The sequence below is a fragment of the Celeribacter ethanolicus genome (genome assembly GCF_001550095.1).
In the GTDB taxonomy this organism is placed as follows: Bacteria; Pseudomonadota; Alphaproteobacteria; order Rhodobacterales; family Rhodobacteraceae; genus Celeribacter; species Celeribacter ethanolicus.
The window spans coordinates 91,392-104,108 of sequence record NZ_LRUC01000052.1; the positions used below are offsets into that span (position 1 = coordinate 91,392).

Sequence of the window (12,717 nt, forward strand, 5' to 3'; positions counted from 1 at the left end):
GGTGTCTTCCTCTTTCAACGGTCGTTGCGGCGCATGATCTCGGCCACGCGCTCAAGTTTCTCATGGGAGGCCAGCGCCTCTCCCCCTCCCGGCAGGCGAATGCGCCAGTTGGGATATTCGCTCGTGGTGCCCGGCAGGTTCTGCTGTTCCACCATATCAAGAATCACCTCGGCTTGCACCGCGACAAGACGCGAGGGCGTGCGTGCGAGAAAGTCGTGCAGCGCGTCCTGATCCGTGCCGGGCATAACCCGGTCGATCGCCGCCACTTCGCGGGTGCGATGCGCAAGGCTTTCCGCCTCCTGCGCGGCGTCGATCCCGCCCGCTTTGCGCCGCGCGGTGATCTCCGCGCCTTGCCGCCAGCCGAGCCAGGTCGGCAGGTCATGGGTCGAGAATGACGCGACAGCGGCTTCGTCATAGGCCTCCGCCGGTTTGAATTCCGGGTTGTCCCAGGTCCAGCGTTCGAACATGGCAACACGGCAGCCCAACACGCCCGAGGCACTCAGAGCCTCGCGCAACCCGTCGGGGATATTGCCGAGGTCCTCGCCGACGATGACCCCGCCCGCGCCGTTTCCGGCCCGCGCCGCCTCGATCCGGGCGACGGCCAGCATGGCGTCCCGCGGCATGGCGACATAGGAACCGGGCGCGTCCTGCGGCACCCAGAAGGTACGTTCGAACCCGAGAATATGGTCGATCCGCAGCATGCCGGAGACCCGGAGCTGACGCGCGAAAGTGTCCGCCAGAGGCGCATAGGCTCGGTCCCGAAGCGTGATCGGATTGAACGGCGCGAGGCCCCAGTTCTGCCCCTCGGCGGCAAACGCATCGGGCGGCGCGCCAAGGGAAGCGCCCAAGGCGAAGACCTCGCGATCCTCCCAGGTTTCGGCGCCATGCGGGTGGGTGCCGACCGCGAGATCGAGATAGATGCCATGCGCCATGCCGGAGGCTTTCGCCTCGTCCTGCAATTCGCTCAGGGCTTCCTCGGCCTGCCATTGCAGCCAAGACCAGAACAGGATTTCTTCTTTCAGTTCGGCGCGCGCCGCCACGCAGGCTTCGCTTTCGGGATCCTGATACTCGGCGGGCCAATGGCACCAGAACGGCCCGTGGATCTCGGAAAGCGCCTGATGCAGGGCGAAGGTTTCGAGCGCCGGACCTTCTGCGGCGACATAGGCCAGAAAGGCCGGGGCCGGGGTGGTTTTGTCGAAGACCTTGCGCAGGTTCTTGAGCCGGGTCGGACCGGCTTTGACATAGTCGATCAGCGTGCCGCTCCGTCCGGTGTCGGTGGCGAGGTAGAGCGCGTTGAGGCGGCGGCGATGCGACGGCGTATAGGGCGAGAACAGTCCCGGATCGGTGGGGAAGCCGGCATGCACCGGGTTCATGCCGACAAAGCCCGCGCCCTTCGCACCGAGGCTTTGGACCACGGGCATAAGATCGCCGTAAGAGCCGATGCCCTTATCGGAGAGCGCATAGAGCGGCACGGTCATGCCCCAGCCGCGCGGCGGCAGCGGAATGGTCGCAGGGGCGGCCAGAAGCGTGATCCGCTGCGCCCGGTCGGGGAATGCGGCGATCAGCTTGTGAATGCCCAATGGCAACTCCGGCAGCGCATCGGCCCCCTGCCCTTCGAGCATTTCGCCGGTTTCGAAGATCAGTTCCCAGGACGCATCGCCAATGTCGACACAGGGCTTGGTCCCCGCTTCGCAGACCACATCCCAGGGCAGAACCCCGTCGCCCTCTTCGAGATGCACGCGCGCCTCGACCTCGGTCGCAGCCTCGATGCCCATCGCGGCCAGAAGGGCGACGGCAGTCTCCACCGAGGTCACATGATGCACGCCCATCTGGTCGTAATATTCGGCGTAGATGCCACGGGCATAGGCCAGTTCGAGCCTCGGGTCAGTCATTATAGGCCTCCAGCTCAAGCATCAGCGTCGTCTCGCATCCCGCGAACACAGTGGGCAAGGTCATCACCTTGCCGTCGATTTCCGGCCGTCCGGTGTCGATCCAGAGCCGCCAGCGCCGCCCGTCCGGGGCTTCCGGCAGCTTGACCTCGACATCGGGACCACGGTTGAACACCAGGAACAGCGCCTCCTCGCGCTGCGCATAGATCGGCGTGCCCGAGGCGATGCGCATTTCGGCGCAGAGCGTCTTGAGTTCGGGCGCGCCCCAGTCCTCGTCGCGCATCGGACGCCCGTCGGCACGCCACCAGAACAGGTCTTCGAGACCGTCGACGATGCGTTCGCGGGCATGCAGGAAGCGTTTCTGCCGCAGGATCGGGTGTTCCCGCCGGAACGCGATCAGACGGCGCACGAAATCGAGAAAATCCGCGTCGTAATCCGACCAGTCGAGCCAGCCGATCTCGTTGTCCTGACAATAGGCATTGTTGTTACCCCATTGCGTGTTGCCCAGCTCGTCGCCCGCCAGGATCATCGGCGTGCCCTGCGAGAACAACACCGTGGCCAGCAGGTTGCGCCGCCGCTGCGCCCGTGCCGCGAGGATTTTCGGATCGTCCGTCGGCCCTTCGACGCCCATGTTGTCGGAGGCGTTGTCGTTGTGGCCATCGCGATTGCCCTCGCCATTGGCCTCATTGTGCTTCTGGGTGTAGCTGACCACGTCCATGAGCGTGAAACCGTCATGGGCGGTGACGAAATTGACCGAGGTGGTGGCGGGACGGCCCGAATGGTCGAATTGCAAGGCAGAGCCGGTGATGCGGTCGGCGAGCACGGCCACGTGGCCCGCATCGCCGCGCCAGAAGCGCCGGACACCATCGCGGAACTTGTCGTTCCACTCCAGGAAGGGCGGCGGAAAGCCCCCCACCCGGTAGCCGCCGGGACCGATGTCCCAAGGCTCTGCAATGAGCTTCACACGGGTCAGAACCGGGTCCTGCCGGATCGCATCGAAGAAGGACGCGCCGCGATCAAAGCCGGTGGGCGTGCGGCCAAGCGTGGTGCAGAGATCGAAGCGGAAGCCGTCGACATGCATCTCCTCGACCCAGTACCGCAGGCTGTCGAGCACCATGCGCAGCACCATCGGGTGGTCGATATTGAGCGTGTTGCCGGTGCCGGTGTCATTGATGTAATAGCGCGGATCGTCGGCCAGACGGTAATAGCTGCGATTGTCGAGGCCACGGAACGACAGCGTCGGGCCAAGTTCGTTGCCCTCGCAGGAGTGGTTGTAGACCACATCCATGATGACCTCGATCCCCGCCGAATGCAGACGTGCGACCATATGCTGGAACTCGGCGATCTGGTCGTGGGCAAGGTAACGCGGATCGGGGGCGAAAAACCCGAGGGTCTGATAGCCCCAGTAATTCACCAGCCCCTTCTCGATGAGGAAGCGGTCGTTGAGAAAGGCCTGCACCGGCAAAAGCTCGATCGCGGTAATGCCGAGCTTGACGAGGTGATCGAGCACCGCATCGGAGGCGAGGCCGAGGAATTTTCCCTTGTGCTGCACATCGGGGTGGAGCTGGGTCATGCCTTTGACATGGGCCTCGTAGATCACCGACTGCGAGGTCGGGCGTCGCGGCGCCTTGTCCCGCCCCCAGGCAAAAAGCACATCCTCGACCACGCAGCGCGGCATGTAGCGTGCACTGTCGCGGCGGTCGAAGGACAGGTCGACATCGGCATGCCCGACCCGATAGCCCATCAGCGCGTCGTGCCATTCAGGATGGCGCGTCAGACGCTTGGCGTAGGGGTCGAGAAGCAGTTTGTTGTAGTTGAACCGGTGGCCTTCGTGGGGCGCATAGGGACCATCGGCGCGCAGCCCGTACATCTGGCCGGGGCGCAGGCCCGGGACATAGCCGTGCCAGACATCGCCGTCGCGCTCCGGCAGGTCGATGCGGTGGGTTTCGGTCCGCCCGTCGGGCGAAAAGAGACAGAGCGTGATCCGGCGGGCATGTTCGGAGAACACGGCAAAATTGACGCCTTCGCCATCGAAGGTGGCCCCGAGGGGCGCGGCATGACCGCCAAGGATCGTCATCGAGCTCATGGTTACGCGTCCGTCTCATCCGCTTCGGGGTCTGTCCCCTCACCGACCATCTCCCGGAAGAGATCGGCATAGGCTTCGGCGGAGGTGTCCCACCCCACCGGCTGCGCCATGGCGTTTTTCATCATCTGATGCCAGACCTTCGGCTTGGCATAGAGATCGCACATGCGGTGGATCGCCACTTCGAGCGCCTCGGTTGTGATCGGCGTGAATTGCAGCCCGGTCGCCACACCGGCAGAGAGCGCCGCAGGGTTGGCCTGAATGACCGTGTCGGCAAGACCGCCGGTCAGCGACACCAGCGGCAGCGTGCCAAAGCGCAACCCGTAAAGCTGGGTCAAACCGCAGGGTTCGAAACGCGAGGGCACGAGGATGGCGTCGCCACCCTCGATCAGACGGCGGGCGAAGGCCTCGTCATAGCCGATCCGCACGGACACACCGGCGTATTTCAGCGCGGCATCGCGGAAGGCGCTTTCGAAATAGCCCTCGCCGGAGCCCAGAAGCGCCAGTTGCCCGCCCCGCTCGATCAGCGTCGGCAGCGCGTCGAGCAGGAGATCGAAGCCCTTCTGCCCGGTCAGCCGCGAGATCACCACACACAAAGGCCCGTCGCTTTCGGGCAGGCCAAGCTCTTCGCGCAGCGCGGCTTTGAACTTTTCCTTGCCCTTGGGCGATTTGTACGACGGTTTCCAGAGATCGAGGTCGATGCCGTTGAGGATCCCGGTGAAATCGGCCCCTCGGGCGGCAAGCACGCCCTCCATCCCCATGCCGAAAGACCCGTCCATCAGCTCGCGCGCATAGGTCGGGGAAACGGTCGAAACCTTGGTCGCGGCCATGATGCCCGCCTTGAGCGTCGAGACCTGCCCCCAGTATTCGAACCCGCTTGCGGTAAAGCCCTGCGGCGGCAGGCCGAGGGTGTAGACCATGTCGGCACCATAGCAGCCCTGAAAGGCGATGTTATGAATGGTCATCAGGGTCTTGACCCGTTCGGCCGCGCCCAGCTCACGCAGGTAGACCGGGGTCAGCCCCGCCTGCCAGTCATGGAGATGCAAGGCATCGGGGAACCACTGTTCGATGCCATGCGCCGCGATCATCGCGGCGGCCAGCGACAGGGCGGCGAAGCGCTGGGGGTTGTCCCACCAGTCATGGCCGTCGGGGCCGTTATAGGGCTTGCCGTCGCGATCGTAGAGATGCGGCGCATCGAGGATATAAAGCGGCGTGGCGTGTTTGCCCTCGCCCAGCGTGCCGCGGCGGATGCGAGCGAAGCCCCCGAACAGGTCCCAGACCTCGAACACGGTCTCGGCCTCGGGCTGGGCGGCGAGCACCTGGCGATAGCCGGGCAGAAGCGTGCGCATCTCGACCCCGTGGGAGGCCAGTGCAGACGGCAGGGAGCCCGCCACATCGGCGAGCCCCCCGGTCTTGATCAATGGCACACATTCAGACGTGACCGACAGAACCTTGATCATCGGATGTTCCTCACAAACCTTGCGCTCTGCGGTCGAGCATCTCCTGGGTGATCAGCGTCACGCCGCCGGGCGAGACGCGGAACCACTTGGCATCGACTTCCGGGTCCTCGCCGACGACAAGCCCCTCGGGCACCTGCACGCCGCGGTCGATCACCACGTTCTTGAGCTGGCAATGACGGGCGATATTGGCATAAGGCAGCACCACCGCGCGTTCGAGCGAGGAATAGGAATTGGTGCGCACATGGGTGAACAGCAGGCTCTCGCGGATCTCCGTGCCGGAGATGATGCAGCCGCCGGAGACCATGGAACTCACGGCGGAGCCGCGACGGTCGGGGCGGTCGTGGATGAACTTCGCGGGCGGCGTCAGTTCGGAATAGGTCCAGATCGGCCATTCGCGATCCCAGAGATCGAGCTCCGGGGTGAAATCGGTGAGGTCGATATTGGCCTTCCAGTAGGCGTCGATGGTCCCTACGTCGCGCCAATAGGCTTCGGCGCCTTCCGGACGCACGCAACTGTCGGTGAAGCGGTGCGCCTGGGCCTTGCCCTTTTTCACCAGCTCGGGGATCAGATCGTTGCCGAAATCGTGCGACGAGTTCGGGTCTTCCATGTCCTCCAGAAGGCGTTCGCGCAGGAATTTCCAGTTGAACACATAGATGCCCATCGAGGCCAGAGACTTGCTCGGCTCGCCGGGAATGGCGGGCGGATCGACGGGTTTCTCGAGGAAAGAGGTGATCCGGTCGGTCGCATCGACGCCCATGACCCCAAAGGCCGAGGCTTCCTTGCGGTCCACGGTCAGACAGCCGATGGTCACGTCGGCATTGGTGTCGACGTGCTGACGGATCATCACCTCGTAATCCATCTTGTAGATGTGATCGCCGGCAAGGATCAGGATGTAATCGACATTGTAGCTGTCGATGATGTCGATGTTTTGCGCCACGGCATCGGCGGTGCCGCGATACCAGGTGCTTTCCTCGTAGCGTTGCGAGGCGGGCAGGATGTCGAGGAATTCGTTGCGCTCGGCCCTAAAGAAGGTCCAGCCGCGCTGGATGTGGCGAATGAGCGAATGCGCCTTGTACTGGGTCGCGATCGCCATCTTGCGGATGCCGGAATTGAGCGCATTCGAGAGGGCGAAATCGACGATCCGGTTCTTGCCGCCGAAATAGACGGCAGGCTTCACCCGATCATTGGTCAATTCCTTGAGCCGCGATCCGCGGCCGCCAGCCAACACGAACGCCATGGTGCGCGGTGCCAGCCTGTTTCTCGAATTTGGCATGTCTGTCCTCTCTGGTGCGTTTTCGGGCAGTCCTGCCCGCGGGCGGACCGCCTCGGCGTTCACGCGTCGTCTTTAACAAAAATCATGGTCGAAAGCGGAGGCAGGGTGATCACGGCGGCTGCGGGCTGCCCCTGCCAGGCGTCCGCCCTGGCGAGAGCGGAGCCCATGTTGCCGCGACCACCGCCGCCATAACATTCCGCGTCACTGTTCAACGCTTCGATCCACCTGCCTTCCGACGGGAAGCCAAGCTTGTACTCCATACGCTCCACCGGCGTGAAGTTGCAGACCACGACCACTTCGGGATCGCCCGGCTGGCCGCGGCGCACCCAGGCATAGACGGAGGCCTCGGCATCGTTGGCCTCGATCCACTGGAAGCCGCCGTCCTCGCAATCCTTGGCGTAGAGCGCGGGGGTGTCGCGGTAGAGCGTGTTGAGATCGCGCACCAGGTGCTGAACGCCTTCGTGCATATTGTACACGAGACAGGCCCAGTCGATTTCCTTCTCGTGGTTCCATTCCTGCCACTGGGCGAATTCCTGCCCCATGAACAGAAGTTTCTTGCCGGGATGCCCCCACATGAAGCCGTAATAGGCGCGCAGGTTGGCGAATTTCTCCCATTCGTTGCCGGGCATCTTCGACAGCATGGACTGTTTGCCGTGCACCACCTCGTCATGGCTGATCGGCAGGATGAAATTCTCCGAGAAGGCATAATGGATGCCAAAGGTCATCTGGTGGTGGTGGTATTTGCGATGGATCGGCTCGCGGGACATGTAGTCCAGCGTGTCGTTCATCCAGCCCATGTTCCACTTGAAGCCAAAGCCCAGACCGCCGCTGTCGACCGGGGCGGAGACACCCGCATAGGCGGTGCTTTCCTCCGCCACGGTCATCACGCCGGGCACTTCGCCATAGGCGAGCGTGTTCATGGTCTGCAACATGGAGATCGCTTCGAAATTCTCCCGCCCGCCCTGGGAATTGGGGATCCACTGCCCCTCGGCGCGCGAATAGTCGCGGTAGATCATCGAGGCCACGGCATCGACACGCAGCCCGTCGACATGGTATTCCTCGAGCCAGTAGAGCGCGTTGGAGGTCAGGAAGTTGGCGACCTCGGTGCGACCGTAATTGTAGATCAGCGTGTTCCAGTCCTGATGGAACCCTTCGCGCGGATCGGCGTGCTCATAGAGTGCCGTGCCGTCGAAATGCGCGAGCCCATGGCTGTCGGTCGGAAAATGCCCCGGCACCCAGTCGAGCAACACGCCCAGCCCCGCCTTGTGCGCGGCGTTCACCAGATCGCGGAATTCGTGCGGCGGACCGAAGCGGATGGTCGGCGCGAACATGCCGACCGGCTGATAGCCCCAGGAGCCGTCGAACGGATATTCGGAAATCGGCATCAACTCGATATGGGTGAAGCCCATATGCTTGACGTAATCCACCAGCTCGACGGCGGCTTCCTTGTAGGAAATCGGGCGGGAACCACCGTCGGCAGCCTCCTTGTGCCGCCAGGAGCCTAGCTGGACTTCGTAGATCGAGATCGGCTGATCGCGGCCCTGCAATTTCTGCCGGGTTTCGATCCAGGCCTTGTCGGACCAGCCATAGCCGGAAATGTCGCGCACCACGGAGGCGGTTTCCGGCGGGTGTTGCGAACCGAAGCCGACCGGGTCGGCCTTGAGCCGGATGTCGCCATAAGCGCCCATCACCTCGAATTTATAGGGTGTGCCCTCGCCGAGGAGCGGCATGAAAATCTCCCAGACGCCGGTGGCGCCGCGACGGCGCATGACATGGCGCCGCCCGTCCCAGGCGTTGAAGTCCCCGACCAGAGAGACACGGCGGGCATTGGGCGCCCAGACCGCGAAATGCGTGCCCATGGTGCCCTCGTGCTCCATCACATGAGCGCCGAGCGCCTTCCAGATGTGGTGGTGCGTGCCCTCGCCCAAGAGGTATTCGTCGATCTCGCCCAGAACCGGCCCGAAGCGGTAGGCATCGTCGACCTTCCAGACTTCCTTGCCGGATTTGCCTTCGAGCAGATAGGGTTTCGTGCCCGTGACCTTGCCGTGGAACAGCCCCTTGAACCCCTCGACCCGCGCGAGCGGATAGCGTTTGCCGCCGGAGAGCGCTGCCATCGCCTCCGCACCGGGATCGTAGACGGTGACATGGCGCACGCGACCGATCTTGTGCGGGCCGAGAATGGAGAAAGGATCATCATGGCGTCCCTCGCAGATCTGGGTCAGCACTTTGGGGTCTGCGAAGTCGTTCTCAATCAGCGGGGACATATGCGATTTCCTTTGGTTAGGGGGAGCTTAGGAGATTCTCAGGCCTGATCAACTCTTTGATTTTTAGGCAAGAAGGCTCTCAGCTCCCCAAATATCGCACATGTAGCCGCGAATTGTGCGGTCAGAGGAGAACCACCCCGACCGCGCCACGTTCAAAGCCGCCATTTCGGCCCATTTGTCCGGGTTTCTGTAGGCCGCATCGACCTCCCGCTGGGCGCGCCAGTAGTCGGTGAAATCGGAACAGACCAGAAAATAATCGGACCAGGTCAAATTATCGGCGATATGGGTATAGCGCCCCGGATCTTCCGGGCTGAACGTGCCGTCGCGCAGCGCGTTGAGCGCGCGTGCCAGACGCGGGTCGGCGGCGATCGCCTGTTGCGCGTGGTCATGCATCATCCGGCGCTGCATAACCTCATCGGCGAGCATGCCGAAGAGGAAGAAATTGTCGTCGCCGACGCGCTCGCGAATTTCCACATTGGCGCCGTCGAGCGTCCCGACGGTGAGCGCGCCGTTCAGCGCGAATTTCATGTTGCCGGTGCCGGAGGCCTCCTTGCCCGCCGTCGAAATCTGTTCCGACAGATCGGCGGCCGGGATCAGCCGTTCGGCCAGCGTCACGTTGTAGTTCGGCAGGAAGATCACCTGAAGATAATCGCGCGTCGCGTGATCGGCGTTCACCAGCTTGGCCACGTCGTTGATCAGCCGGATGATGTCCTTGGCGAAATGGTAGCCCTGTGCCGCCTTGCCTGCAAAGATCTTGACCCGCGGCGTCCAGTCGCCGTTGGGGTTGTCCTTGATCTCCTGCCAATGGGCGATGGCCTCGAGGATGTTGAGGTGCTGGCGTTTGTATTCATGCATCCGCTTGATCTGGATGTCGAACATCGCCGCCGGGTTGAGTTTGACGCCATGGGTCTGGGCAACATAGCTGACCAGCGCCTGCTTGTTGGCGGCTTTGACGCCTTCGAAGCGTTCGATCCAGGCCTTGTCCCTGATCGAAGATTCCAGCTTTTCGAGCTGTTCGAGATCGTCGACCCAGCCATCGCCGATCGTGTCGGTGATCAGCCGCGACAGGCCCGGGTTGCAATTGTGCAGCCAGCGGCGTGGCGTCACACCATTGGTCTCGTTGACGATGCGGTCCGGGTGCAGCGCGTGCAGCTCCTTGAACACGGTCTGTTTCATCAGATCGGTGTGCAGCGCGGAGACGCCGTTCACACGATTGGCAACGATGAAGGACAGCTCGCCCATCTTGACCTGTCCGTCCGAGCGCGCCGAGAGCGTGCGCTGCGGGTGGGCCTTGAAATGCGCGTCGTCGATGCGGTCGATGATTTGCAGGTGCCGCGGCAGCAAGCGACCGAACAGGCGTTCGTCCCAGCGCTCCAGAGCCTCCGGCAAAAGCGTGTGGTTGGTGTAGTTCATGCAGCCATGCACGATCTCAAGCGCGTCCTCGAAGGACAGGCCGCGCTCGTCATGCAGAATGCGCAGAAGCTCGGGGCCGGCGATGGCCGGGTGAGTGTCGTTGAGCTGGATCGCGACCTTTTTCGGCAGCAGGCGAATGTCGTCGTGCTGGCTGTCGAAGCGGCGCAGGATGTCGCGGATCGAGGCGGCGGAGAAGAAGAACTCCTGCTTGAGACGCAGCTCCTTGCCCGCCTCGTTGCTGTCCTCGGGGTAAAGCACGCGGGAGATCGTCCGTGCCAGTGCCTCGTGCTCGGCGGCGGCGGCGAAATCGCCCGCGTTGAACAGGCCGAGATCGAACGGATCAACCGCGCGCCCGGCCCAAAGCCGGAGCGTGTTGGCCCATTTGCCCTTCCAGCCGATGATCGGCGTATCGAAAGCCTCGGCCTGAATGAGCTCGGCGGGCCGCCAGAGCGTCTTGCCGTTCTCGTAAATCACATCGCCGCCAAAGCCCAGGGTAAAGCGCACTTCCGGGCGCTCGAACTCCCAAGGATGCGGTTCCTGCAACCAGGTTTCCGGGCTCTCCACCTGACGGCCATCGACGAAGCTCTGCTTGAACAGCCCGTTCTCGTAGCGGATGCCATAGCCCATGGCGGGGCAGCCGATGGTCGAGAGGCTGTCGAGGAAACAGGCGGCGAGACGGCCGAGACCGCCATTGCCCAGCGCCGCGTCCGGTTCGTCGTTCAGGATGGTGCGCATGTCCATGCCGAAATGATCCAGCGCGTCCTCGACCTCTTCGACCATTTCGAGGTTTACGATGCCGTCCTCAAGCAAGCGCCCGATCAGGAATTCCATCGAGAGATAGTAAACCCGTTTACCGTCCTGCTCATAGGTCTTGCGCGTCGAATCCACCCAATGATCGACCATCCGGTCGCGGATCGCGTGCGAGAGCGCCATACGCCAGTCGAAAAACTGCGCATGCTCCGGGTCTTTCCCCATCGTGTAGGTGAGATGCTTGAGAAGGGCATCGCGGAACTCGGAGGATGTGCGGGCTTTTCGCGCCATGTGTCACCTTATGCAAGTTAAAGAGGGTTTCGAACTCAGACAGAGGAACAATCGTTTATAGTTAGCTAAAACTCTATTAATTCCCGTGGCAAGGCACAGTTCCCGTTTTTGGCTGCGCTGCAGCACCCCTATCGTGAAACGCGCTAAACATGCCAGAGTTTTACGCAATTTCCTCTCATGAGTGTGATGCCCCGACACTCTCCCCCTTCCTAGAACGCAAGCGTGACAGTTTTGTGGAGGCCGGGCGTTTGCCGCCGGCTCACGGCAGCGGGTTGATGCCGATCACCGGACCGTGAAGCGCGATCAGAACGCCGTAAAGGAGCAGCCCCGCGACGAGACGCAGCGCGGTGCCGGAGGACGGGGCGAGCCGGTACGGCGCGGTCCGGGTTTCGGCCCTGAGACGGTCATGGAGCGCGCCCATTTCACGCCGTTTGCGCCGGGTGATCATCCGCCCGCCGAGGGTTGCAAACGCCGCAAACGCACCGAACAGGATCACATGCGCCAGATCGCCGTTCACGAGGACATGCACCTCCGCCCAGAGCGCGAGTGCGACAAGCAGCGGATGACGCATCCACCGCAGGATCCCCGGATGCGCCGGATCGAAACGGTCATCGTGCAGGCCGCCGAAGGAAAAGGGATTGGGCCGCCCCAAGGCAAGAGCGAGGATCAGGCAAACCCCGAGCATCGCCGTCAGAGCGATGTGACGCAGCCCCTCCGGCGTGGGCCAGAGCGGCACGAAAGGGGCCCGTCCGGCGGCAACGATCAGCCAGATGAGCACCGCCACGGAGAGGGCCGAATAGAGCCATGTGAAGCCGCGCGCGCCCAGCCGTGCCGCCAGCCAAGGCTTCACCGGTGGGCGCACCGGCAACGCGTGTGACAGGAAGAACACGACGAATGCCGCGATGAAACCGCTCCAACCCTGCATTCCCGCTCCTCTTGCACATATCGGTCGCACCAGCCCTAGCAGAGAACGGCCTCAGCCGGAAAGACGATTGAGGAGGTGCGTATCGGGCGCGCCGAGATACTCGCGAAACGCCTGTGCCCCGCATCATTTCCTCAAAATGGTCGAGAAAACCGGCGAGGTGGACGGCTCGGCGGCCTGGGTCGCGGTCTTCGGCTCCGCCAACACCTATATCGCCGCCCTGCCCGACGACGCACAGGCGATGATCTATGCCGACGGCCCCGATCAGGTCTACGCGGGGGGCCTCTACCCGTTGCAGCAGGCCGAGCGCGTCGCGGGGGGGGGCTGAAAGCTCCCCGGGCGCTGGAAACTCGCCTCCGGCTGCATGGGAGC

Annotated in this window: 8 protein-coding genes; 1 reads left to right on the forward strand and 7 read right to left on the reverse strand. The window is 63.3% G+C overall.

All coding sequences use genetic code 11. The features are described from left to right. Positions 1-14 precede the first annotated feature (14 nt). The 7 genes from malQ to NH195_RS20005 form a co-directional block, all read right to left on the reverse strand. Positions 15-1,892, reverse strand: coding sequence for a 4-alpha-glucanotransferase (malQ, locus tag NH195_RS19975; protein ID WP_066711246.1), 1,878 nt, complete (start codon positions 1,890-1,892; stop codon positions 15-17). Continuing rightward, positions 1,885-3,975, reverse strand: a complete 2,091-nt coding sequence (glgX, locus tag NH195_RS19980; protein WP_066711248.1) for a glycogen debranching protein GlgX — start codon at positions 3,973-3,975, stop codon at positions 1,885-1,887. The genes malQ and glgX overlap by 8 nt, the downstream gene beginning before the upstream one ends. Before the next feature lie 2 nt (positions 3,976-3,977). Beyond that, positions 3,978-5,432, reverse strand: a complete 1,455-nt coding sequence (glgA, locus tag NH195_RS19985; RefSeq protein ID WP_066711250.1) for a glycogen synthase GlgA — start codon at positions 5,430-5,432, stop codon at positions 3,978-3,980. Between the two features lie 10 nt (positions 5,433-5,442). Then, positions 5,443-6,705, reverse strand: coding sequence for a glucose-1-phosphate adenylyltransferase (gene glgC, locus NH195_RS19990; RefSeq protein WP_066711252.1), 1,263 nt, complete (start codon positions 6,703-6,705; stop codon positions 5,443-5,445). A gap of 59 nt (positions 6,706-6,764) precedes the next feature. Beyond that, on the reverse strand, positions 6,765-8,969 hold the full coding sequence (gene glgB / locus NH195_RS19995; protein ID WP_066711254.1) for a 1,4-alpha-glucan branching protein GlgB: 2,205 nt from the start codon (positions 8,967-8,969) through the stop codon (positions 6,765-6,767). 63 nt (positions 8,970-9,032) lie between these two features. Next, positions 9,033-11,423, reverse strand: coding sequence for a glycogen/starch/alpha-glucan phosphorylase (locus tag NH195_RS20000; protein ID WP_066711256.1), 2,391 nt, complete (start codon positions 11,421-11,423; stop codon positions 9,033-9,035). A 259-nt stretch (positions 11,424-11,682) separates the two neighbouring features. Beyond that, positions 11,683-12,348 (reverse strand): NnrU family protein, encoded by a 666-nt coding sequence (locus tag NH195_RS20005; protein ID WP_066711258.1) that lies wholly within the window; start codon positions 12,346-12,348, stop codon positions 11,683-11,685. 136 nt (positions 12,349-12,484) lie between these two features. Here NH195_RS20005 and NH195_RS21000 point away from each other — a divergent pair, with 136 nt between their 5' ends. Beyond that, positions 12,485-12,673, forward strand: coding sequence for a hypothetical protein (locus NH195_RS21000; protein ID WP_066711260.1), 189 nt, complete (start codon positions 12,485-12,487; stop codon positions 12,671-12,673). The last annotated feature ends 44 nt before the right edge of the window (positions 12,674-12,717 follow it).

Excerpts from the sequence above, each read along its gene's own strand:
- glgA (WP_066711250.1), bottom strand. The coding sequence starts at position 5,432 with ATGATCAAGGTTCTGTCGGTCACGTCTGAATGTGTGCCATTGATCAAG.
- NH195_RS20005 (WP_066711258.1), bottom strand. The coding sequence starts at position 12,348 with ATGCAGGGTTGGAGCGGTTTCATCGCGGCATTCGTCGTGTTCTTCCTG.
- NH195_RS21000 (WP_066711260.1), top strand. The coding sequence starts at position 12,485 with ATGGTCGAGAAAACCGGCGAGGTGGACGGCTCGGCGGCCTGGGTCGCG.
- glgX (WP_066711248.1), bottom strand. The coding sequence starts at position 3,975 with ATGAGCTCGATGACGATCCTTGGCGGTCATGCCGCGCCCCTCGGGGCC.
- glgB (WP_066711254.1), bottom strand. The coding sequence starts at position 8,969 with ATGTCCCCGCTGATTGAGAACGACTTCGCAGACCCCAAAGTGCTGACC.
- malQ (WP_066711246.1), bottom strand. The coding sequence starts at position 1,892 with ATGACTGACCCGAGGCTCGAACTGGCCTATGCCCGTGGCATCTACGCC.
- NH195_RS20000 (WP_066711256.1), bottom strand. The coding sequence starts at position 11,423 with ATGGCGCGAAAAGCCCGCACATCCTCCGAGTTCCGCGATGCCCTTCTC.
- glgC (WP_066711252.1), bottom strand. The coding sequence starts at position 6,705 with ATGCCAAATTCGAGAAACAGGCTGGCACCGCGCACCATGGCGTTCGTG.